Raw genomic sequence first — 20,225 nt, 5'->3', positions numbered from 1 at the left:
GGGCGCGATGTTGAAAATCAACCGACTTGTACAGTGGTCGAGACCGCTGTCTTCCGAGTTGTACAACATTCAGGTGCCCGATTGTGCCGGGCGTAGCGATGCCTATAGTCTCATATATGTTCATCTTTCTTACCATAGTGTTACTGATCGCAGGCGGGGTCGGCTATTACGTCTGGTCCAAGAGACAGGCCCGCGCGGCGCTGTTGGCGACGCGTCTGACCTCGGATCAACGGGACATCATTGATCAGCAAGTTCCCATCATCCGGCGGCTGCCCGCCGGGCTGCGCAGCCACTTGGATGGCAAGGTGAACCTGTTTCTGGATCAAGTGAGCTTCTACGGCTGCGACGGGTTGGAAGTGACTGAGGAGATGGAGCTGTCGATTGCGGCGCAGGCCTGTTTGCTCGTGATCAATAGCGACATTTGGTATGACAATCTGACGACCATTCTGATCTATCCCAATGCGTTCAAGTCAAAGCAGCAGCGGCGCTCGGGCTATGTCGTGTCCGAGAAAGAGATCGTGCGGACCGGGGAAAGCTGGGATCGCGGACCGGTCATTTTATCATGGGCACACAGCCAGCAGGGCGCTCTGGATGATCGCGACGGGCAGAACGTAGTGCTGCATGAATTTGCGCATCAGATCGATGATCTGTCCGGGGGTACAAATGGCGTACCGATCCTGAGTGAAGGGCAGAGCTTTGCCGAATGGGAAAAGGTATTCCTGACCGCCTATGACGCGCATGTTCACGCGGTTGAAAGCGGGCGGCACACGGTTATCGACCCCTATGGCGCAACCGGGCATGAAGAGTTCTTTGCCGTCTCGGTCGAAGTGTTCTTTGAGCGCCCGAAAGCACTGAAGCACGAGGTGCCCGAGGTCTATGAGCAGCTTTCGAAACTGTTCCGGCTGAACCCGGTGGAGTGGGCTTAGCGCGCCAGATTCAGACGGAACCGCATCTTTGCTTTTCGCTCGGCCGGTAGGTGGCGGTTCAGGCGTTTGTTAACCCTTCCGAAAGCCCAAACGATGACCAACGTTAGCAGGATGAAATAGAACGCTAGAATCGGGTATGGAATGAAGGGGTTAAACGTCTTGTCCGCGAAATAGCTGGCGTAGTACAGCGCGTCGCCCCGTTGTTGCCAGGCCGGGAAGGCCGAGAAGAAGACCAGCGTTGTCGACTGGAACACAAAGATCGCTTCGTTCGTATAGGCGGGCCACGCCAGCCGCAGCATTGTGGGCCAAACGATACGTCGGAAGCGGGACCAGCCGGACATGCCATAGGCGTCAGCGGCTTCGATATCGCCCTTGGGGATCGAACGCAGGGCGCCATAGAAGATCTCACCCGAATAGGCGGAAGTATTCAGGAACAGCACGATCAGCGCCCCCAGCCAGGCCGAGGTGAAGGCGTCGAACATCGGATAGGGCTTCTTCAGCGACAGGAAGAAGAAATAGGCAAAGAAGAACTGGATGAACAACGGCGAGCCGCGGAACAAAAAGATGAACCACTCGGACGGTTTACGCAGCCATTTATTCGACGAGGCTTTGCCGACGGCCAACGCGGTGGCGAGGAAGAACCCCGTGACCATCGCCATGATCCCGAAATAGATATTCCAGATCATGCCCGAGCCGATCAGCGTGAAGTGCTCGCACAGGGTGAAATCGGTTTTGGGCAGCAGGCGTTCCCCGAAGCCCAGCGAACGGAGGCCGTAGTCCTGAATGGTCTGGATGCAGCTCATGCGGTGGTCTCCTTGCGCAGAAGCTCTCCGCCCGATGTGGCCTGACCATGGGACAGGCGGCGCATCAGTTTCTCAAGCCCGATTTCCGATACACGGGTCATGCCGAGGTAGAAGATCAGCAGGGCTAGGAAGTACCACATGCGCCAGTCGCCATGAGGGTAATCGGTAAAGCGGGATGTTTTTGTGCCGCCCAACTCGCGCGCCCAATAGACGATATCTTCGATGCCCAGCAAGAAAAGCAGTGGCGTGGCCTTGATCAGCACCATCCACAGGTTCGAAAGGCCAGGTAGGGCGTAGACCCACATTTGCGGCACCAGGATACGCCAAAAGGTCTGGCGGCGTGTCATGCCGTAGGCTGCGGCCGTCTCAAGCTGGGCGTGTGGTACAGCGCGCATGCCGCCGAACAAGACGTTGGCGGCAAACGCGCCGAACACGATAGAGAATGTGACGACGGCAAGGAAGAAGCCGTAGGTTTCATGCACCCATTCGGGTGCAGTGCCCAGTGGCAGCTTGGCGGCCTGACAGACGATGAAGTCGTTGCCCTGCCGCACCGGATCGGTCCAGTCAGGGCAGAGCACTTTATGGCGCAGCCATTCAAAGCCCTGATCCAGAGCGATCACGAAGAACAGAAAAAAAGCGATATCAGGCACGCCACGCACGATGGCGATATAGGCCTTACCCAGCCAGCTAAGCGGCGGGAAATGCGATCGCGCTGCCATAGCGCCGGCAAAACCGAAGCTCAGGGCGACCGGGGCGGTGACGGCCAGCAGACCCAGCACCTTGAAGAACGACAAGTAGAACGACCAGTGGACGCCATTGGTCAGATAGCACGAGAACCAGCGGAACGTGCCCAGCGTGTCAGGATCAGCGCAGTAGGAGAACATAAGGCGTCTTTCGAACGTCTGGCCGGTCTCAGGTCCGGCAGGTCCGGCGCGCGCACGCGCCGGACAATTGGACGGAGGGCTTAGTTGGTTACGACCGAGCCGTCTGTGTTGTATGTAGCGATACCTTCGCCAAACCATTTGACCAGCATCTCGTTGAGCGTGCCGTCCGCCTTCATGGACGAAATCGCGTCATCGAACTTGCCGCGTAGTTCTGCGTCGCTCTCGCGCAGGCCCATGCCGATGCCACCGCCCAGCGGGACAAGATCGCCGACAAAGACCAGCTCGCCACTGGATTCCTCAACAATCGGGACCAGGAAGTCATAGTCCGCCAGCACAGCATCCGCTTCGCCATTGCGCACCGCGGCGATGGTTTCTTCGGGGGTTGCGAATTCGACCAGAGTCGCGCCGGACTCAGCAACGTGACCGGCCTGAATGGTTGCGGTCTGTGCAGCGACGATGCCACCTTTCGTGTCAGCGCCATCGGAAGCAGCTACGTAAGCTGAGGCGGTCGGCGGGTAGTAGTTCTGGGTAAAGTCGATGACCTCATCGCGTTCGTCAGTGATCGACATGCCGGCGATGATGGTATCGTAGTTGCCCGAAACCAGGTTCGGAATGATCGAATCCCAGTCGTTCTTGACCCATTCGCATTCCAGGCCAGCGCGCTTGCACAGCTCGTCACCGACTTCACGCTCGAAGCCGTCGATCTCACCAGCATCATTGATGAAGTTGTACGGAGGGTAGGCGCCTTCGGTGCCCATGCGCACAGTTTCGGCCATTGCGATACCGGCGGTCAACGCCAGCGCTGCGGTGGTCAGAATCAGGTTTTTCATGAGTTACTCCCCTTTATTGGTTCTGTCCGTTGGTTAAGCCGCCTGAGTGGCGGAGAGAAAGCCCTGAAGCCGTTCGGATTCAGGGGCAGTGAAAATGTCTTCGGCTGAACCCTCTTCTTCGATCAGGCCCTGATGCAGGAACACAACGTGGCTGGAGATATCCGCAGCCATCTTCATGTCATGGGTCACGATGATCATGGTGCGGCCTTCTGCGGCCAGATCCTTGATCACTTTGATCACTTCCTGTTCCAGTTCGGGATCGAGCGCTGAGGTCGGTTCGTCAAACAGCAGCGCCTGAGGTTCCATGCACAGCCCACGTGCGATTGCGGCGCGTTGTTGCTGTCCGCCCGATAGTTGCGCCGGATAGACGTCGCATTTGTCGCCAATGCCGACCTTTTCCAGATATTTGCGCGCGCTGTCTTCGACCTCGGCCTTGTCGCGGCCCATGACAGTGACCGGAGCCTCCATCACATTCTGCAGGATGGTCATATGGGCCCACAGATTGAACTGCTGGAACACCATCGACAGATTTGTGCGGATGCGCAACACCTGCTTGGGATCGGCGGGACGGCGATGATTGTGGCTGCCAGTCCAACGGACGGGCTCGCCTTTGAACAGAATCTCGCCCTCTTGGCTGTCTTCCAACAGATTGCAGCAGCGCAGCAGGGTAGACTTCCCCGAGCCGGATGATCCGATCAGCGACACGACGTCGCCGCGATGCGCGGTGATGTCCACGCCCTTGAGCACCTCGAGTTGGCCAAAGCTTTTGTGCAGGTTCTTGATCTCAATGACGGGAGCGGCGTCTGTCACGGGCAGTCCAGATATGATTGGTGTTGGTGCGGTAATAGGGCTGAAAAATCGGGCTAATGCAATGCGCAATTGACAAGTTCACGCAGCGAAATTGCCAAATCGGGCGGTCGCGCTGTCTAAACTGTCAGTTTGTTGGGCGCATTCTGTGACTCGATGCACCATTATCGACAGGTCAGCCAGATCAATCTCTTGATTGCGGCCCAGAGATTCAGGTCACAGGATTCCGGATCAACCGAGGTGATCCTAAGCGAAACCGAATTTATTGAACTGGCTTGATCCAATCACCAAAACTGTTTGAATTTGGGAATAATTCGTTTTGAGTTAAAGATTGAAATATACGAATTCAATTCACGTAAGGGGCTTCTTGTGATCGCGCTATTATTTGCATTGTTCGCCGGCACGATGGTGCTGGCATACTTTAAGCTGGTCAGAATTTCATACGCATTGTTCGTGCTGACGCTTTTGGCGAGTGCCTACTGGCTGAAGTTTCACGCCACGACCCCCTTAACGATTCAACTGTGAGGTCGTCCAATGTCACCTGAATTTGCTCGTAACATGAATGCGATTGGTGCACTGGCGGTTTGCCTGGTTCTGGTGCTTGCCTTCTACTTTCAGCTTGTCCTTTACGAACTGCCCTGTCCGTTATGTTTGCTCCAACGCGTGGGATTCGTGGCCGTTGGGTTCGGGCTTGCTCTGAACCTGTTATGGGGTACGCGCGCCAGAAACTATGGCATCGTGCTGGTGGCAGCGATATTTGGGATCAGCGTTTCGATCCGCCAGATCCTGCTGCATATCGTGCCCGGAACAGGGCACTACGGCTCCCCGGTTCTGGGCCTACACTTCTATACCTGGGCGGGAGTTGCCTTTGGTTTGATCATCCTTGGCACCGCAATCATGCTGGTATTCGAGAAGCAGTATGATCTTGCCTCGGACGTTCGGGCAACCGAACGCTTCGGAGGAAGTACATTGGCCAAAACAGCGTTTTTCCTGATTTTGGCATTGGCCGTCGCGAACGCTGGTTCGGCGCTTTTGGAGTGTGGGCCTGGCATCTGTGACGATCCACCGACGGACTACAAGTTTCTGAATGAGCTTGAAGGCAGCGATTCATAGCGCTGACAACGCCCAAAGGCTTGCCGGTTGATCAGACCTTCGCCGCCTTTTGTCTTGCAAGCGCCGAATCCACATCGCTCACGCCGAGCAGGCTGACGACAAGGCGTAGCAGAGAATCCTCTTCACCGCTGCGGTGCCCATCCGCCAGTGCGACCGACCACATGGCCTGCACAACGGCCAGGCGGTCGTCATAGGCGATCGCCTCTTTGATGGCGCGAGTAAAGCGGACGGTGTCGGGCGCCTCGGCTTCAAGGTCTTCGGCTCGGGCGCGCAGGGCTGCGGCCTCAAATGGCGACAGGCCGTAGCGTTCGGCCGAGATGCGGTCGATTCGGGCCATTTCGGTATCGGCATAGTCGTTGTCGGACCGAGCGATACGCACCAACAGGGCGGTGAGGGCCAGACGGGCATCATCTTCGACAAGCGGGTCGGGCTGCGGCTGCGTGAGCCGGGACAGGAAATCACTGAACATAAGCGTTTATATAGAGATAGCCTAGGTCGCTTCCAAGCGGCTTTGTATCCGCTCGCGTGCCGCTTTGCTGTCGTTGAAGCTGAGGCCCATGGCAATGCGGGCTTCTTCGACGATCTTGACCTCGCCCTCGTCCGAGTTGCCATCGGCCAGCACGACCTCCCACAGGGCGTCAAGCGCGGCCAAGCGTTCCTGAAGATCGGTGGTTTCGCGGATCAGTTTGCCGAATGTATCTGTTTCCGGAGCAGCTGCGTGCAATTTTTCGCAGGTGGCGCGGACCTTGGCGGCCTCGATCGCATTGTGCTGGTAAAGTCGCGCAAGAATGCGGTCGATCAGGCTGATCTCTTCCAGCTTGTAGTCGCGGTCGGCCTGCGCGACACGTACCAGCAATGCCCCCAGGGCCAGTTCGGCATCAGGATCGGGCAGTTTGTCATGTTGCGGCGGCCGAAAGGCCTGGAAGAATTTTTTCAACATATCGGCAGGATATTCCGTAATTCGAGGCGCGCCAAGCGGTGCTAGCCCTCATAGCCCTGAATAATCACAAGATCGCCGGTCGAAACCGGATCGCGCAAGGCCTTGGCGGCTTGATAGGCATCGCTTTCATAGCAGGCCAGCGCCTGTTCATAGCTGGGAAATTCGATGACAACTGTGCGGGCGCGAGCCTTGCCTTCAGGCTCGCTCCTCTCGCCGCCGCGTACAAGAAACTTGGCCCCGTAATCGGCGAATGGGGCCGCATTGGCAGCAATGTAAGATTTGTAGGTTTCAATGTCGTCTACATCGACATGGGCAACCCAGTATCCTTTGGCCACAAGGTGTCCTCCGCTGGTATCGGATGCAAGGTGCGGAGGAACAGGTTGAAATGCAATCCCCTAAAAGTGGATCATCCACCGGATTGCAGCGCGGCGCGTGCTGAATCCTGTAACCAAGCGGTCATTTGCCGATAGGGAACCGGGCCATAGCTGATCCGGGCCACGCCGAGTTTCGCCAGCGTCGGCGTGTCAGGCGTGCCGGGCAGGGCGATGATGTTGACCGGCAGGTCGGTGGCCGCGCAAAGCTGGCCGATCATGGATTCGTCTTTCAGGCCCGGCGCGAAGAACCCGCTGGCTCCGGCATCGGCGTAGGCGGCCGCGCGGGCCATGGCGTCATCCAGCATCGCTTGATCATGCGTGTCCGGAGCGGCTTTGAGGAAGATGTCAGTGCGGGCGTTGATGAAGGCGGGAACACCGGCCACGTCACAGCTTTCGCGCATCGCAGCGACACGCGCTGCCTGTGTTTCGATGTCATAAAGATTTTTAGTTCCAACGACCTGATCTTCGAAGTTAAAGCCGATTACACCGGTTTCCAGCGCGCGTTTGACATTGGCCGATATGCCAAAAGTATCCTCGGCATAAGCGCCTTCGAGGTCCATGGTGACCGGTATATCAACCGCCTCGACAATGCGGCGAGCGTTGTCTAACGCCAACTCAAACGGGATGTTCTGGCCGTCCGAAAACCCCTGCGCCATCGCGACCGGAGCACTGCCAGTCGCCAGCGCCTTGGCCCCTGCATCGCGTACAGCGACGGCGCTGCCGGGGTCCCAAATGTTATAGAGGATGACCGGATCACCCTTCTTGTGCAGGGCGGCAAATGTTTCTGCTTGGGTAATCTGATCGGTCATGGCCGGTCTCCTGTCGCTGCTATGGCGGCAGTTAACCGTGCAAACCGCCGGCGCGTAAAGATATTTCGCGCCGACTGGTACAAATCTGTTATCGGCCCGTGATCAGACCAGACGCGAGGTGTCTTTCGCGGCGCGCACGAATTCGCGGAACAGGGGGTGCGGGTCGAAGGGTTTGGATTTCAGTTCCGGGTGATACTGAACACCAATAAACCATGGGTGATCCGACCATTCGACGATTTCCGGCAGGCGACCATCCGGGGACATGCCCGAGAAATTCAGGCCTGCCTTTTCCAGTTTGTCGCGGTACTTGATGTCGACCTCGTAGCGGTGACGGTGGCGTTCCTCAATCTGGGTGCCGCCATAGACTTCCGCGACCTTCGAGCCTTCGGCCAGAACCGCATTATAGGCGCCCAAACGCATGGTGCCGCCCTTGTCGTCTCCGACTTTGCGTTCGACCTTGTGGTTGCCCTGCACCCATTCTTTCAGGTGGTAAACAACGGGTTCAAAACGCTTTTTGCCAGCCTCGTGGTCGAATTCCTCGGACCCGGCTTCGGTGATTCCCGCCGCGTTGCGTGCGGCTTCGATCACGGCCATCTGCATGCCCAGACAGATGCCCAGATAGGGCACTTTGTGTTCACGCGCATATTGAGCGGCCTTGATCTTGCCTTCTGTCCCACGCTCGCCAAAGCCGCCGGGGACCAGGATGGCGTGGAAGCCTTCCAGATGAGGTGCGGCGTCTTCGTTGTCAAACACCTCGGCATCGACCCACTCGATCTTGACGCGGACGCGGTTGGCCATGCCGCCATGGGTCAGGGCCTCGGCAATTGACTTGTAGGCATCTTCAAGCTGGGTGTATTTGCCGACGATGGCTACTTTCACTTCGCCTTCGGCGTTGTGGATGCGGTCGCTGACGTCTTCCCATTTGGCCAGATCGGGCTTGGGGGCCGGGCTGATCTGGAATGCGTCCAGAACCGCCTGATCCAGACCTTCACGGTGATAGGCCAGCGGGGCGTCGTAGATGGTGCTGAGGTCTTGTGCGGCAATCACGCTGTCAGGGCGGACATTGCAGAAAAGGGCCAGCTTTTCGCGTTCTTTGGTTGGAATCGGTCCCTCGGACCGGCAGACCAGAATGTCGGGGGCTAGACCGATCGAGCGCAACTCTTTCACCGAATGCTGGGTCGGCTTGGTTTTCAACTCGCCCGAGGCTTTGATATAGGGCAGCAACGTCAGGTGCATGAAGATACACTGACCGCGCGGCTTGTCCTGACTGAACTGGCGGATCGCTTCAAAGAAGGGCAGGCCCTCAATATCACCTACGGTGCCGCCGATTTCACAGAGCATGAAATCAACTTCATCCTCGCCAATCGCGATGAAATCCTTGATCTCATTGGTGACGTGCGGGATCACCTGAATGGTTTTGCCGAGGTAATCTCCACGGCGCTCTTTCTCCAGCACATTGGAATAAATCCGCCCCGAGCTGACCGAGTCGGTCTTGCGTGCCGCCACACCGGTGAAGCGTTCGTAATGACCAAGGTCCAGATCGGTTTCAGCGCCGTCATCGGTGACGAATACTTCGCCATGTTCGAAGGGCGACATGGTGCCCGGATCGACGTTTAGATAGGGGTCCAGCTTGCGCAGACGCACCGAATATCCCCGGGCCTGCAACAGCGATCCCAACGCCGCCGAAGCCAGTCCTTTGCCCAAGGACGAAACCACACCACCAGTGATGAAAATAAAACGCGCCATGTTTTTCGGCTGCTCCCGTGAGACGTCATTATTAGCTGCCCGGCGGTTCGAAAAAACCGCTGCATCACGGGACTTCACGTATAAAGGATTCGCGCACATAGCGCAAGAGAACCGCAAGATGCTGTTGCAGTTCCCTTATGATTTTCTAGGTTTTGTGGCTTAGTCGGCCGCCTGCGGGATCAGCGGAGCATTGTCGCCTTGCGCCGGCGGCAACAATTCATCTGCCGATGGGACTGCCGGAGCGCTTTCCTCAGCCGGGGCCGGGGCAGGCACGCCCAAACGGTCAATCACCGAGCTGCCAGAAGATTTCTGGGCCGCCAGAATCGTCAGCGTGATCGAGGTGACGATAAAGCACGCGGCTAGGATCCATGTCAGCTTGCCCAAAGCAGTCGCTGCCGCACGGCCCGTCATGGCCCCGCCGCCACCGCCACCCATACCAAGGCCGCCGCCTTCGGAACGTTGCATCAGCACAACGACAATCAGGCCCAAGGCCAGAAGAAGGTGGATGATGAGAACGACGTTTTCCATGGTGGTCCTGTACAGCGTGGCGTGTATCGCGTGGTACTTATGCAAGTTTGCCAGCGGGGGCAAGTCACGAGTTGGCATCACGTGCGGTGATGTTTCATATCACACCAAAGAGACTGGACAGAGCGCTGTTCTGTCGCGCAGGCTGCGCCTCATGCCACATGATGATCACGACCACCCGCACGCCCTGTTGCCTCCCGAACCCGCGCTGCGCGTCAAAGCGCTTGAGACGATTCTGACCCGCAAGGGTCTGATTGATCCTGCAGCGCTGGATGAAATCATCGATACCTATCAGAACAAGATAGGGCCACAGAACGGCGCGCATGTTGTTGCAAAGGCTTGGAGTGATCCCGATTTCAAAGCCTCACTGCTGGCAGACGCCACATCAGTCGTGGCGGATCTGGGCTATTACGGTCGTCAGGGCGAGCATATGGTGGTCGTCGAGAACACGCCTGAACAGCATAATATGGTCGTCTGCACCTTGTGCAGTTGTTACCCGTGGCCACTGCTGGGTATCCCGCCAGGTTGGTACAAATCCGATGCCTACCGCGCCCGCGCAGTGCGCGAACCGCGCAAGGTTCTTGCCGAATTTGGAGTGACACTGCCGGAAGGCGCTTCGGTCCGCGTCTGGGATTCGACAGCCGAAATTCGTTACCTCGTCCTGCCGATGCGCCCAGAGGGCACAGAAGGGTTGGACGCGGATGAACTGGCCACGCTGGTCACCCGCGACAGCATGATCGGCACTGGGCTACCCAAGGTGTCGTCATGACGCGGGTCCATGATATGGGAGGGCGCTTTGGTGATGGTCCGGTGAACCCGGAACCCGAAGACGCGCCGGTGTTTGCCGAAGACTGGCACGGTCGGGCGCTGGCGGTAACGCTCGCTGCGGGGTTTCTGGGGCAATGGAATATCGATGTCTCACGTCACGCGCGGGAAAGGTTGTCTCCTACGGACTACGCGCGGTTTTCTTACTATGAGAAATGGATGTCTGGTCTGGCTGATCTTCTGGTCGAAAAGGGTGTCCTGACGCTTGATGATTTGCGCGGTGTTGACGGGGATGGTGTTCATCCTCTGACTGAGCGTACCCTGATGGCTGACGCCGTCGCAGGCGCTTTGGCCAAAGGTGGACCCGCAGATCGCCCGTCGAACGTCGAAGTTCGGTTTCAAGCCGAACAAGCAGTCCGAACCTTGAGCCAGAGCGCCAATCGACTGGTTGATGGCGGCCACACCCGGTTGCCGATCTATGCCGCGGGTGCAACGGGTCGCATCCTCAGGCTGCATGGCACTCATGTCCTGCCGGATTCCAACGCCCATGGGTTGGGTGAAGCCCCCGAGCCGCTATATGCGGTCGTGTTTCCCGCCTCAGAACTTTGGGCAAACCCCGAGCATCCGGCGGATGAAGTCGTGCTGGACCTCTGGCAGTCTTATTTGGAGCCCGCATGAGCGATTGTATCACTCACTCGGCCCCCGAGCCGGTTTTTGCCGAGCCCTGGCACGCGCAGGTTTTTGCGGTCACAGTGGCCTTGAACGAAGCGGGCCGGTTTGATTGGCCGGACTGGGCGGAACGGTTTTCCAATACTTTGAAACGGAACGGCCTCAAAAAAGATCTGGATGGTGGGGACGATTACTTTCACGCTTGGTTAGAGACCTTGGAGGCGCTGCTGGCTGAGCAGGGGGAAGCGCCCACTGATGATGTCCAGGATCTTCGCAATGCATGGGAAGAGGCTTACCTGACAACACCCCACGGTCATCCCGTACAATTGCGCTAAAAGCAGAGGGGGCGCTGCCCCCGCCGCCCGTCCGGGCGACTCCCCCGAGGTGCTTTTGGCCAGATGAAGCAGGGGATCCGCTCTTCATCTGGCCAAAAACACCTCCGCCGGAGGCATCGCGCGCAGCACGATTTGTATCTGCGGCGAAATATCGGTTTCCCTGCCGTCTGTGCCCGGCTATATGAGCCGGGTTTGAATATTCAGCGCAAAAGGACCGGATATGGCCAACGTGGTTGTTGTCGGCGCCCAGTGGGGCGACGAAGGAAAAGGCAAGATCGTCGACTGGCTCAGTGAGCGAGCGGATGTGATCGCGCGTTTTCAGGGTGGACATAATGCCGGGCACACGCTGGTCATTGAGGGTGAGGTTTACAAACTGCATGCGCTACCTTCGGGCGTCGTACGCGGTGGAAAGCTGAGCGTGATCGGTAATGGGGTCGTTCTGGACCCTTGGCACCTGATCAAAGAGATCGGTACCATCCGCGCGCAGGGTGTCGATATCACGCCCGAGACGCTGATGATTGCCGAGAACACCCCGCTGATCCTACCGTTCCATGGCGAGCTGGATCGTGCGCGCGAAAGCCAGAACTCGGTGGCCAAGATCGGCACGACCGGTCGCGGGATCGGTCCATGCTATGAAGACAAGGTTGGTCGGCGTGTAATCCGGGTGGCTGATCTGGCTGATGATGCGACGCTGGCGCTGCGGGTCGATCGGGCTCTGGTCCATCACAATGCGCTGCGCAATGGGCTAGGGTTGGAACCTATTGATCGTGACGCGTTGATTGCGCAGTTGAAAGAGATCGCGCCGCAGATTTTGCCTTTCGCAGCACCGGTGTGGAAGGTGCTGAACGAGAAGCGCAAGGCAGGCAAGCGAATCCTGTTCGAAGGCGCACAGGGTGCGCTGCTGGATATCGATTTCGGGACCTATCCGTTTGTGACATCGTCGAATGTGATTGCGGGCCAGGCCTCGACAGGCGTTGGGATTGGGCCGGGTTCGATCGACTTCGTTTTGGGCATCGTCAAGGCGTACACGACCCGCGTGGGTGAGGGGCCTTTCCCAACCGAATTAGACGACGAAGATGGCCAGCGCCTGGGCGAACGGGGGCATGAGTTCGGCACCACGACGGGGCGCAAACGCCGTTGTGGTTGGTTCGATGCCTGTCTGGTACGCCAAACCTGCGCTACCAGCGGCGTGAACGGCATCTCCCTGACCAAGCTGGATGTGCTGGACGGGTTCGAGACGCTGAAAATCTGCGTTGGATATGAGCTGGATGGCGATCGTCTGGACTATCTGCCGACCGCCGCCGACCAGCAAGCACGTTGCACGCCGATTTACGAAGAGATGCCGGGCTGGAGCGAATCCACCGAAGGCGCGCGCAGTTGGGCAGACTTGCCTGCGAACGCGATCAAATACGTGCGCCGCGTCGAGGAATTGATCGAATGTCCGGTCGCCCTGTTGTCCACCAGCCCGGAGCGGGAGGACACCATTCTGGTGACCGACCCGTTTGCAGATTGATGAGCAGCAACGACAAACCCGGCCTCAGCTATAAGGCACGTCGGCGGTGGTCATTGGTGCTGCTGCTGATCGGGCTCCCCGTATATATCGTTGCGGTTGTGACAATCGTGAACTGGCTGGATCGCCCGCCGATCTGGCTGGAACTTCTGGTATATGTCGCGCTTGGCATTGTCTGGGCGTTGCCGTTCAAATTTGTCTTCCGCGGGGTGGGCAAAGAGGACCCGGATCAAGATCAAAGCTAAGCCGCCCGATTGTCTTGGTGTCTCCTGCGTGGCACGATGTTTGCGACTTTCTTTCGCGGCAACCAGAGGCAGATAGGGCATGAAAAACCGGGTATTAGCGGCGGTTACCACAACATGTATCGCGAGCAGCGCTCAGGCCGATGATTGGCGCTATACCATTGCGCCTTATTTCTGGGGGCCGGAATTCAGGACCTCACTGGACGTGGGACCAAACCCGCCGGTGAACGGGGATACCTCGATCTTCGACATTCTGAAGGGCGCGTTCCTGATCGCTGGTCAGGCCCGAAATGGGCGTTGGACCATTGGTGGTGAGTTCAATTATCTCAATTTGGGTGACGATGTCTCGGTCGGTCGGTTCGACGATGCAGCCAGTTGGGATCTTGAGGGCACGATGGTCTCACTGGCGGCCAGCTATGCGGTCTATCAGGATGATCAGTCACGGTTGGAAGCGTTGGCCGGGCTGCGCCATTGGGACCTGGATGTTTCGACCACCGTGTTGGATCGCACCTTCAGCACAGATCAAAGCTGGACCGACCCGTTGATCGGCGCACGCTATAACTACGCGCTGAATGACCGCTGGAGCCTCACAGCGATGGGCAATATCGGCGGCTTCGGTTATGGCTCGGAATTCCAGTGGGAGGCGCTGGTGCAGGCTAGTTGGAAGTGGCGTGAGAATATCAACGTTGCGGGCGGGTATCGCCATCTGGATGTTGAGTTTGAAGACGGGCGCGATGTGATTGATCTGATCCTGACCGGCCCTTACGTGGCGCTGGCGTTCAACTTCTGAACTTGATTGGCTTTTTGGCTGCCAGCCACGGAACGAAAAAGGGCCAGAGTTTCCTCTGGCCCAATTTTGTCTTGAGGGGGTATTTGGGGATTTTGGAGTCAGCCAGCGGCACGCTCGTCGTCGTTCGGGCGGAACCCGATTTGGGTTGAGGCGGCGAAACGGCCACCTCCGGCCTTTTCGATCTTGCCGTCCCGCAGCAACTGACCGAATGAGCGCAAGCTTTCTTCGCGGTTGAACGAGTCCTGCTTGAGCGAGCGAACTTTGTTCATCAGCTGTGGACGTGAGAACTGCTCCTGACCTTCGATGAAGGACAGATAAGCCGCGGCAGCTTCCAGCAGGTCGAGTAGCGATTGGGCACCCTGTTCTTGCGCAAAGGCGGCAAAACCACCTTCTTCATCTGCAGATTCCTCGTCCGCCGAGGTGACGCGGCGCGGTGTCACCGGGCCGGTGTCAGCCGTTTCGGTATCCACCCGCTGTTCAGCCACCAGTTTCAATGGTGCGGCAGCATCCGGGGTGGGGCGTTCACTGGTGACCTCGATCTCGGGTCGGCGTGGATTGACGACCGAGGCCAGATCACCGCGATAATCATCCTCGGGGGTCTGAGATTTGTCTGCGCCATCTTCGCGGTCTGCTTCGGTTGCAGCAACGGCAGTGCGCAGGTGAGAATATGTTTCGCGCTGGCCGCTGGTGGCAGGATCATCCATATGGGCGCCCGCTTCGTCCATCAGGCGCGAGACGTCCTGATCCAGACCCGTCATATCGGGCAGCTCAGCCGTCGTGTTTGCCGCCAGCTCGGTTTCTACCAGCGCCATTTCGTCAAGCAGCAGCGCCTCATCCTCGGCCGAGATGACGCCATGGGTGAGGCCGGTAAGATCCGGTGATGTTTCATCTTCGTCGGTGTCGTCTTCGTCGGTGTCGTCCTGGCCATTCAGAATGTTTGACGGGCCTTCGTCTTCAGTTTCAGGGTCGTCGTCGAGGTCCGAGAACAACACGTCCTTGTCCGTGACATCGGCTGCCGGCTGTTCGGGCGCTTCGTCCTCGTCTTCAAGTTCGGCAGTGATCGCCGGTGAGATGATCGGGGCTGCTTCGACTTCGTCCTGCTTGATGGCGGCAGGCGCGAGTGGTTCTTCGTCCTGAACGGGCAGCTCAGCGATCGTTGCCATTTGCTCGGGTTCGGCAGGCTCTTCGACCTGCGGGGCCGTTGCCGGAGCGTCGTCCGTAGCAGTGTCTTCCAGATCGGTCGGGCTCAGCGCGCCGGACTCAAAAGCGGCAGAAATTGCATCGACCTTTGGCTTCACGGGCTGCAGATAGCTGACGTCTTCGTCTTCAGAGTATCCGGCAGGGGCAGCATCGGAATGCGAAACAACAGCCCGGATTCGCTGCAGCTTGGCTGCGATACTGTCAGCGGCGGGGGCATCTTCGGATTGCGGAGCAGACGGAGCAGGGGGAACAACATCCGCGACAGGCTGAACAGGTTCAGGTGTTGTGGCTGGCGCAATTGCAGCGGGGGTCGGTGCTGCAACCGGGGCGGTTTCCGTTGCGCGCAGCAACAGGCCGGTCTCGTTCTGGCTGGCTTCAACCTTCTGTGCGGCGTCCCGCTGTGCGATCCGGGTCAGCATCTCGGCGTCAGGCTGAGGGGGTTCCGATCCGAAGTATCGGTCATCCGCTGCAAGGTCCCGGAAATACTCGGCGATCGCCTTCATTGTTTCAAATGAATCGTCAAAGCCTTCGAGGGTGCACGAGAAGGTGCCGTATGAAACGGTGAGTACCTTGTTGTTCTGTACCATCAGACGCATGTCCTTTACAAACTACCAGGTCGACTACCAGACACAGCAGGGGCAACCGACTCGAAACTCTAGCCATGAAGCTATCATTTTGTGGTTTCATTATGTCCAAAACTGGAAAATATGGTCAATCTTGTGGAAAATGGGGCAATTGTTCGCTCTGGCGGGCCAATCGGGCTGTTTGGTGGGGGCGAAATCTGTTCAGAGGATGTGAATCTGGTGCTAAGTCGCGTCAATTCTGCCGTTGCGGCGGATGGCGGTGCGGCTGCGTTGATTGATTCGGGACGGATGCCGGACGCAGTGATCGGCGATTTGGACTCGATTACGGCAGAATATCGGGCCCGGATTCCCAAGGATCGGTTGTTCCGGATATCCGAGCAGAACAGCACCGATTTTGACAAGGCGCTGCGCAATATGGATGCGCCTGTGGTGCTGGCAGCAGGATTTCTGGGCGCGCGGGTGGATCATCAGTTGGTGGCGTTCAATACTCTGGTTCGGTTGCAGGATCGGCCTTGTGTCCTGTTGGGCGCACGAGAAATTGTCTTTCATGCACCACCCCGGATCAGTCTGGATATCACAGCAGGAGACACGGTCTCTTTGTTTCCGCTGCAGCGGGTGACCGGGTGCAGCGAGGGGCTGGAATGGCCGATTGATGATCTGGTGCTAGAACCGGACGGGCAGGTCGGGACCTCAAACCGAGCGCTAGGCGCGCTAACGCTTGAGGTCGATGGACCCGGGTTGCTGACGATCCTGCCGCGCGCGGCGTTGGATCTGGTTATGCAGGCGTTTCAGTCGGGCCGGACCGAGCGTTGGCCCGCTCGTGCAGGATAACGTAGAGCCCGGCGGCGATGGTGATGCCGATGCCTAGCGCGGCCAGCCCGTTTGGCAGATCGTGGAAGATCAGCCAGCCGATCAGGGTGGCGACCGGAATCTCTAGATATTGCATCGGGGCCAGAGTCGCAGACGGCGCATAGCGCAGAGACCATGTCATAAGTAGATGCGCCACGGTGCCGAGCACACCGATTCCCAGCAGCAGCCAGAGCGTCTCGGCCGTGGGCATCGTCAGGGACATTGCGGGCAGGCCGATTTGGGAACCCAGCAGGACAATCGGCAGCAAAAAGGCGGTTGCCATGGCCCCCGATACAGCCTGCAGCGCAACCGGGTCTGTTTCCTTGGCGATCTGCCGCGTAACCAACATGAACAGGGCGAAGACCACCGCAACGATCAGGGGCAGCAAGGCGGGCGCGCCGACCTCAGCAAAGCTAGGCTGGATCACCAGCAAGGTGCCAATGAATCCCACGACACAGGCGATCAAACGACGGGGGCCGACCTGTTCGCCCAGAACGTATTTGCCCAACAGAAGCATGATGAAAGGCATTACAAAGGCGATGGCCACGGTATCGGCCAGCGGCATATATTGCAGCGCTGTGAACATCGCTGCGATCCCAATGATGTGCAGAAGGGTGCGGATCATCGTCAGGCGCAAAACGCGCGGCGTCATCTTCCATGGCTTGCCGGTCATCGCGATCAGTGGGATTAGGATCATCGCCTGAACAGCAAACCGAACCAGTACCAGCAGTCCCAAAGCTGTGGTTTCACCCAACAGCTTTGCCATCCCGTCACCCAGCGGTGCGAGTACGCAAAAACCGAGCATCAATATGATGCCGAGAACGGGGCGATCCTGTGTCATGTGCGCGACGCTAGCGGTTTCGCGGCAGAGGGGGAAGCTCTGATCTCAGGTGTCGGGCAGGGGTTGGACTTTGGTGTAATCCGGGCCGATGCAGGTGGGCAGGCCGTCACCAAGCTGCAGCCAGCTAAGCTTTTCCTCGTGCGCGACATGCAAGGTCGGGCTGAGTACTTCGGGATTTTCCAGTGTCGCGACGTAGAGATGCATCACATCCGACATCACCGTCGACCGGAAGGATATCGGTGTGCCGCAATGGGGACAAAAGCTGCGCTCGACCCCGGGGGAGGAGTTGAAGCGTTTCGGTTCTTCCCCGATCCAGCGCCAATTGCCGTCGCGCACGCCGAAATAGGTGGTCATCGGAGCGGCGCATTGGCGACGGCAGCTGTCACAATGGCAGGTGACACAGGACAGAACCGGAGGATCAACCTCGTATCCAATCTTGCCGCACAGGCAGTGTCCGCGCATGTCACCCCACTTGTTCTTGCTGTCAGATCAGCAGTTCGGCACGTTGACGGCCAACCCGCCCAAAGATGTTTCTTTGTATTTCTCGTGCATATCCTCGCCGGTCTGGCGCATCGTTTCAATGGCCGCGTCCAAAGGCATAAAGTGCTTGCCGTCGCCACGCAGGGCCAGCGAGGCCGCCGAGACGGCCTTAATCGCGCCCAATCCGTTACGCTCGATACACGGCACCTGCACAAGGCCCGCGACTGGATCGCAGGTCATGCCAAGGTGATGTTCCAACGCGATCTCGGCGGCATTTTCAACCTGCTCAGGCGTACCGCCCATCACGGCGCACATGCCTGCCGCAGCCATGGCTGACGCGCTGCCAACCTCGGCCTGACAGCCCGCTTCAGCGCCCGAGATCGAAGCGTTGAATTTGACCAGACCACCGATGGCGGCGGCGGTCAGCAGGAAATCCTCGATATGGCTTTCGGACGCGCCGGGCACGTGATCGAGGTAATAGCGCAGAACTGATGGCAGCACGCCTGCCGCGCCATTTGTGGGGGCGGTGACAACTTGCCCACCGGCTGCGTTTTCCTCGTTCACGGCCATGGCGTAGACGCTCATCCAGTCGTTGATCGTATGCGGGGCATTCAGGTTCATGCCGCGTTCTGCCAGAAGGGCATCGTGAATGCCTTTGGCGCGGCGGCGCACGCTGAGACCACCGGGCAGGATGCCATCCGTTTTTAGCCCACGCTCGATGCAGTCATTCATGACCTGCCAAAGACGCGCGGTGCCTTTGGCAAAGCTATCCGCGCAACCGCGCGCGATCTCATTTTCGCGCTTCATCTGAGCGATGCTTTTACCGTTGTCTTTGGCCATTTGCAGCATTTCGGCGGCGGATTTGAACGGGAAGGGCACAGGCGCACCTTCGTCAGTTGCCTTGCCTTCGGCCAATTCCTCTTCCGTGAGAACAAATCCTCCACCGATGGAGTAGTAGACCTGACGCAGGATGACATCGCCCTGTGCGTCAGTGGCCATCAGGATCATACCATTGGCATGACCGGGCAGATTGTTGTCGTAGTCGAAGATCAGATCGGCTTTGGGATCAAAGCTCAGCGTCGGCAGGCCTTCGGGTGTCACCGTATGGGATTCTGCGATAGCTGCCAGTGTGGCTTCGGCCTTGTCGTTGTCATAGGTGTCAGGCACAAACCCGGCGAGGCCGAGAATGGTAGCGCGGTCGGTGGCGTGGCCGACGCCGGTAAAGGCCAGCGAGCCGTGCAACGAGCCGCGCAGGCCCGAAAACTCGAACGGCGAGGCGCGCATCAGGTCAAGGAACCGTGCGGCGGCCACCATCGGACCCATGGTGTGGGAAGAAGATGGGCCGATGCCCACTTTGAACATATCGAAGACAGAGAGAAACATATCAGGTAGCTGAGCCTTCTGGAGGGTTGGCGTAGGTCGGCGAGGTGAAGGGAGTGACCCCCAGCCCCTCGGCGGCAATAGCTGCGCGGGTCGACGGGTTTGATTCTAGCTGCACCAGGATTTTTTGCAGATAAGGCGTGTCGGCGAGTTGATACCAGCTGCGGTCCGCCTTAGCGGGATAAAGCGCCATCCAGCGCATCATGCAGGAGACATATATCGTCAGGACTGAAGGGTGATCAGCACTGAACCAGTCGGGCGCTTTTTGGGCCTGAGCATCCAGCAGTTTCAGGTGCTGCCGCAGCCGCGGGTGAATGCCGGAGCGTAGTGTATCGGCTTGATCTGCCGCGATGTATTTCTCGGCATAGAACAGGATTCGCAGATCGGCATGCAGGGTATTTGAGGCGAAGAACAGCCACTTCAGGAATGCCGCCCGATCAGGGCTGACCTGTGTCGGGGCCAATTGCCCATGCGTATCAGCCAGCCACAGCAGAATTGCGGCGGTCTCGAAGATTGGACCCTGGGGCGTCTCCAGCACTGGGATCAGCCCGTTCGGATTCAACGCCCGATACGCCGCACTATTCTGTGCATCGCGGGCGCGATCGACCAGTATGGTCTCATAGGGTAGGCCCATCTCTTCCAGCGCCAGTCGGATCACCAGCGAGGCGTTGTCGGGGGCGTAGTGCAGGCGGTATGGCGATTCCATGGCGACTATCTAGGGGGTCTGGCGATCACAATAGAGGCTGATTGCGACGTTTCCTATCGGAAACGCGTACTTCAGCGACATGTTAGCACAGGTGCGGAGTGTTTTGCCTCTCGCAGT

25 protein-coding genes are annotated in these 20,225 nt (G+C 58.4%); 10 read left to right on the top strand and 15 right to left on the bottom strand.

Annotated elements, in window-relative coordinates:
* Window positions 1-98: 98 nt before the first annotated feature.
* The gene (locus ACR0DE_RS13620; RefSeq protein ID WP_480437024.1) at window positions 99-926 is read left to right on the top strand and encodes a M90 family metallopeptidase; all 828 of its coding nucleotides are present in this window, start codon (window positions 99-101) and stop codon (window positions 924-926) included.
* Here the strand turns inward: ACR0DE_RS13620 and ACR0DE_RS13615 are convergent.
* From ACR0DE_RS13615 to ACR0DE_RS13600, 4 genes are all read right to left on the bottom strand, one after another.
* Complete coding sequence (locus ACR0DE_RS13615; protein ID WP_170465505.1) at window positions 923-1,729, bottom strand: ABC transporter permease subunit; 807 nt, start codon at window positions 1,727-1,729, stop codon at window positions 923-925. The genes ACR0DE_RS13620 and ACR0DE_RS13615 overlap by 4 nt on opposite strands.
* Window positions 1,726-2,613, bottom strand: a complete 888-nt coding sequence (locus ACR0DE_RS13610) for an ABC transporter permease subunit (protein ID WP_170511102.1) — start codon at window positions 2,611-2,613, stop codon at window positions 1,726-1,728. The genes ACR0DE_RS13615 and ACR0DE_RS13610 overlap by 4 nt, the downstream gene beginning before the upstream one ends.
* 80 nt (window positions 2,614-2,693) lie before the next feature.
* Window positions 2,694-3,443 carry a transporter substrate-binding domain-containing protein gene (locus ACR0DE_RS13605; protein WP_480753720.1) on the bottom strand — a complete coding sequence of 250 codons (750 nt, stop codon included), beginning with the start codon at window positions 3,441-3,443 and terminating at the stop codon, window positions 2,694-2,696.
* Between the two features lie 33 nt (window positions 3,444-3,476).
* Complete coding sequence (locus ACR0DE_RS13600) at window positions 3,477-4,253, bottom strand: ABC transporter ATP-binding protein (protein ID WP_170393596.1); 777 nt, start codon at window positions 4,251-4,253, stop codon at window positions 3,477-3,479.
* A gap of 366 nt (window positions 4,254-4,619) precedes the next feature.
* Here ACR0DE_RS13600 and ACR0DE_RS13595 point away from each other — a divergent pair, with 366 nt between their 5' ends.
* Complete coding sequence (locus ACR0DE_RS13595) at window positions 4,620-4,775, top strand: DUF5993 family protein (protein ID WP_223118239.1); 156 nt, start codon at window positions 4,620-4,622, stop codon at window positions 4,773-4,775.
* A 9-nt stretch (window positions 4,776-4,784) separates the two neighbouring features.
* Window positions 4,785-5,363 carry a disulfide bond formation protein B gene (locus tag ACR0DE_RS13590; protein WP_170393594.1) on the top strand — a complete coding sequence of 193 codons (579 nt, stop codon included), beginning with the start codon at window positions 4,785-4,787 and terminating at the stop codon, window positions 5,361-5,363.
* Window positions 5,364-5,394: 31 nt separating this feature from the next.
* On the opposite strand, the gene ACR0DE_RS13585 is transcribed toward ACR0DE_RS13590, so the two are convergent.
* The 6 genes from ACR0DE_RS13585 to secG all read right to left on the bottom strand — a co-directional run bounded on the left by ACR0DE_RS13585 (window position 5,395) and on the right by secG (window position 9,760).
* Window positions 5,395-5,832: a tellurite resistance TerB family protein gene (locus ACR0DE_RS13585; protein WP_170393592.1), complete on the bottom strand. Its 438-nt coding sequence runs from the start codon at window positions 5,830-5,832 to the stop codon at window positions 5,395-5,397.
* Window positions 5,833-5,853: 21 nt separating this feature from the next.
* A complete protein-coding gene (locus ACR0DE_RS13580; protein ID WP_170393590.1) occupies window positions 5,854-6,303 on the bottom strand; it encodes a tellurite resistance TerB family protein in 450 nt (149 codons plus the stop codon).
* Window positions 6,304-6,344: 41 nt separating this feature from the next.
* The gene (locus tag ACR0DE_RS13575) at window positions 6,345-6,638 is read right to left on the bottom strand and encodes a DUF1330 domain-containing protein (RefSeq protein ID WP_170393588.1); all 294 of its coding nucleotides are present in this window, start codon (window positions 6,636-6,638) and stop codon (window positions 6,345-6,347) included.
* Between the two features lie 71 nt (window positions 6,639-6,709).
* Window positions 6,710-7,486, bottom strand: a complete 777-nt coding sequence (locus ACR0DE_RS13570) for an isocitrate lyase/PEP mutase family protein (RefSeq protein WP_480753719.1) — start codon at window positions 7,484-7,486, stop codon at window positions 6,710-6,712.
* Window positions 7,487-7,588: 102 nt separating this feature from the next.
* Entirely contained in the window at window positions 7,589-9,232 is a 1,644-nt protein-coding gene (locus tag ACR0DE_RS13565; RefSeq protein WP_170421030.1) for a CTP synthase, read from the bottom strand.
* Between the two features lie 159 nt (window positions 9,233-9,391).
* Window positions 9,392-9,760 carry a preprotein translocase subunit SecG gene (gene secG, locus ACR0DE_RS13560; RefSeq protein ID WP_010439184.1) on the bottom strand — a complete coding sequence of 123 codons (369 nt, stop codon included), beginning with the start codon at window positions 9,758-9,760 and terminating at the stop codon, window positions 9,392-9,394.
* A gap of 151 nt (window positions 9,761-9,911) precedes the next feature.
* Here secG and nthA point away from each other — a divergent pair, with 151 nt between their 5' ends.
* From nthA to ACR0DE_RS13530, 6 genes are all read left to right on the top strand, one after another.
* The gene (nthA, locus tag ACR0DE_RS13555; RefSeq protein ID WP_480753717.1) at window positions 9,912-10,526 is read left to right on the top strand and encodes a nitrile hydratase subunit alpha; all 615 of its coding nucleotides are present in this window, start codon (window positions 9,912-9,914) and stop codon (window positions 10,524-10,526) included.
* Window positions 10,523-11,200, top strand: coding sequence for a nitrile hydratase subunit beta (gene nthB, locus ACR0DE_RS13550; RefSeq protein WP_480561789.1), 678 nt, complete (start codon window positions 10,523-10,525; stop codon window positions 11,198-11,200). The genes nthA and nthB overlap by 4 nt, the downstream gene beginning before the upstream one ends.
* The gene (locus tag ACR0DE_RS13545; protein WP_170404914.1) at window positions 11,197-11,526 is read left to right on the top strand and encodes a nitrile hydratase accessory protein; all 330 of its coding nucleotides are present in this window, start codon (window positions 11,197-11,199) and stop codon (window positions 11,524-11,526) included. Before nthB ends, ACR0DE_RS13545 begins: the two co-directional genes overlap by 4 nt.
* 220 nt (window positions 11,527-11,746) lie before the next feature.
* A complete protein-coding gene (locus ACR0DE_RS13540; protein ID WP_170393577.1) occupies window positions 11,747-13,039 on the top strand; it encodes an adenylosuccinate synthase in 1,293 nt (430 codons plus the stop codon).
* Window positions 13,039-13,281: a DUF2842 domain-containing protein gene (locus tag ACR0DE_RS13535; protein WP_170510671.1), complete on the top strand. Its 243-nt coding sequence runs from the start codon at window positions 13,039-13,041 to the stop codon at window positions 13,279-13,281. The genes ACR0DE_RS13540 and ACR0DE_RS13535 overlap by 1 nt, the downstream gene beginning before the upstream one ends.
* 79 nt (window positions 13,282-13,360) lie before the next feature.
* Window positions 13,361-14,068, top strand: a complete 708-nt coding sequence (locus ACR0DE_RS13530; RefSeq protein WP_170626079.1) for a YfaZ family protein — start codon at window positions 13,361-13,363, stop codon at window positions 14,066-14,068.
* A 98-nt stretch (window positions 14,069-14,166) separates the two neighbouring features.
* Here ACR0DE_RS13530 and ACR0DE_RS13525 read toward each other — a convergent pair whose 3' ends face one another.
* Window positions 14,167-15,855, bottom strand: coding sequence for a hypothetical protein (locus ACR0DE_RS13525; protein WP_480753715.1), 1,689 nt, complete (start codon window positions 15,853-15,855; stop codon window positions 14,167-14,169).
* Between the two features lie 120 nt (window positions 15,856-15,975).
* Here ACR0DE_RS13525 and ACR0DE_RS13520 point away from each other — a divergent pair, with 120 nt between their 5' ends.
* Entirely contained in the window at window positions 15,976-16,683 is a 708-nt protein-coding gene (locus tag ACR0DE_RS13520) for a thiamine diphosphokinase (protein WP_480753712.1), read from the top strand.
* On the opposite strand, the gene ACR0DE_RS13515 is transcribed toward ACR0DE_RS13520, so the two are convergent.
* From ACR0DE_RS13515 to ACR0DE_RS13500, 4 genes are read right to left on the bottom strand one after another with little or no spacing between them, the layout of a single operon-like run.
* A complete protein-coding gene (locus ACR0DE_RS13515) occupies window positions 16,628-17,542 on the bottom strand; it encodes a DMT family transporter (protein WP_480590781.1) in 915 nt (304 codons plus the stop codon). The genes ACR0DE_RS13520 and ACR0DE_RS13515 overlap by 56 nt on opposite strands.
* A 45-nt stretch (window positions 17,543-17,587) precedes the next feature.
* On the bottom strand, window positions 17,588-18,004 hold the full coding sequence (locus tag ACR0DE_RS13510) for a GFA family protein (protein WP_170510657.1): 417 nt from the start codon (window positions 18,002-18,004) through the stop codon (window positions 17,588-17,590).
* Between the two features lie 27 nt (window positions 18,005-18,031).
* Window positions 18,032-19,405 carry an L-serine ammonia-lyase gene (locus ACR0DE_RS13505; protein WP_170393564.1) on the bottom strand — a complete coding sequence of 458 codons (1,374 nt, stop codon included), beginning with the start codon at window positions 19,403-19,405 and terminating at the stop codon, window positions 18,032-18,034.
* 1 nt (window position 19,406) lies between these two features.
* On the bottom strand, window positions 19,407-20,108 hold the full coding sequence (locus ACR0DE_RS13500) for a glutathione S-transferase family protein (protein WP_480753709.1): 702 nt from the start codon (window positions 20,106-20,108) through the stop codon (window positions 19,407-19,409).
* Between the last annotated feature and the right edge of the window lie 117 nt (window positions 20,109-20,225).

It is taken from the genome of Ruegeria sp. C10 (assembly GCF_056537805.1).
Note: the sequence above shows the minus strand (reverse complement) of the source record. Positions and strands in the feature narration are given on the sequence as shown.

Excerpts from the sequence above, each read along its gene's own strand:
- secG (WP_010439184.1), bottom strand. The coding sequence starts at position 9,760 with ATGGAAAACGTCGTTCTCATCATCCACCTTCTTCTGGCCTTGGGCCTG.
- ACR0DE_RS13605 (WP_480753720.1), bottom strand. The coding sequence starts at position 3,443 with ATGAAAAACCTGATTCTGACCACCGCAGCGCTGGCGTTGACCGCCGGT.
- ACR0DE_RS13590 (WP_170393594.1), top strand. The coding sequence starts at position 4,785 with ATGTCACCTGAATTTGCTCGTAACATGAATGCGATTGGTGCACTGGCG.
- ACR0DE_RS13535 (WP_170510671.1), top strand. The coding sequence starts at position 13,039 with ATGAGCAGCAACGACAAACCCGGCCTCAGCTATAAGGCACGTCGGCGG.
- ACR0DE_RS13515 (WP_480590781.1), bottom strand. The coding sequence starts at position 17,542 with ATGACACAGGATCGCCCCGTTCTCGGCATCATATTGATGCTCGGTTTT.
- ACR0DE_RS13565 (WP_170421030.1), bottom strand. The coding sequence starts at position 9,232 with ATGGCGCGTTTTATTTTCATCACTGGTGGTGTGGTTTCGTCCTTGGGC.
- ACR0DE_RS13580 (WP_170393590.1), bottom strand. The coding sequence starts at position 6,303 with ATGTTGAAAAAATTCTTCCAGGCCTTTCGGCCGCCGCAACATGACAAA.
- ACR0DE_RS13615 (WP_170465505.1), bottom strand. The coding sequence starts at position 1,729 with ATGAGCTGCATCCAGACCATTCAGGACTACGGCCTCCGTTCGCTGGGC.
- ACR0DE_RS13545 (WP_170404914.1), top strand. The coding sequence starts at position 11,197 with ATGAGCGATTGTATCACTCACTCGGCCCCCGAGCCGGTTTTTGCCGAG.
- ACR0DE_RS13585 (WP_170393592.1), bottom strand. The coding sequence starts at position 5,832 with ATGTTCAGTGATTTCCTGTCCCGGCTCACGCAGCCGCAGCCCGACCCG.
- ACR0DE_RS13570 (WP_480753719.1), bottom strand. The coding sequence starts at position 7,486 with ATGACCGATCAGATTACCCAAGCAGAAACATTTGCCGCCCTGCACAAG.
- ACR0DE_RS13520 (WP_480753712.1), top strand. The coding sequence starts at position 15,976 with ATGGTCAATCTTGTGGAAAATGGGGCAATTGTTCGCTCTGGCGGGCCA.
- ACR0DE_RS13540 (WP_170393577.1), top strand. The coding sequence starts at position 11,747 with ATGGCCAACGTGGTTGTTGTCGGCGCCCAGTGGGGCGACGAAGGAAAA.
- ACR0DE_RS13510 (WP_170510657.1), bottom strand. The coding sequence starts at position 18,004 with ATGCGCGGACACTGCCTGTGCGGCAAGATTGGATACGAGGTTGATCCT.
- ACR0DE_RS13505 (WP_170393564.1), bottom strand. The coding sequence starts at position 19,405 with ATGTTTCTCTCTGTCTTCGATATGTTCAAAGTGGGCATCGGCCCATCT.
- ACR0DE_RS13530 (WP_170626079.1), top strand. The coding sequence starts at position 13,361 with ATGAAAAACCGGGTATTAGCGGCGGTTACCACAACATGTATCGCGAGC.
- nthB (WP_480561789.1), top strand. The coding sequence starts at position 10,523 with ATGACGCGGGTCCATGATATGGGAGGGCGCTTTGGTGATGGTCCGGTG.
- ACR0DE_RS13525 (WP_480753715.1), bottom strand. The coding sequence starts at position 15,855 with ATGGTACAGAACAACAAGGTACTCACCGTTTCATACGGCACCTTCTCG.
- ACR0DE_RS13620 (WP_480437024.1), top strand. The coding sequence starts at position 99 with ATGCCTATAGTCTCATATATGTTCATCTTTCTTACCATAGTGTTACTG.
- nthA (WP_480753717.1), top strand. The coding sequence starts at position 9,912 with ATGCCACATGATGATCACGACCACCCGCACGCCCTGTTGCCTCCCGAA.
- ACR0DE_RS13500 (WP_480753709.1), bottom strand. The coding sequence starts at position 20,108 with ATGGAATCGCCATACCGCCTGCACTACGCCCCCGACAACGCCTCGCTG.
- ACR0DE_RS13610 (WP_170511102.1), bottom strand. The coding sequence starts at position 2,613 with ATGTTCTCCTACTGCGCTGATCCTGACACGCTGGGCACGTTCCGCTGG.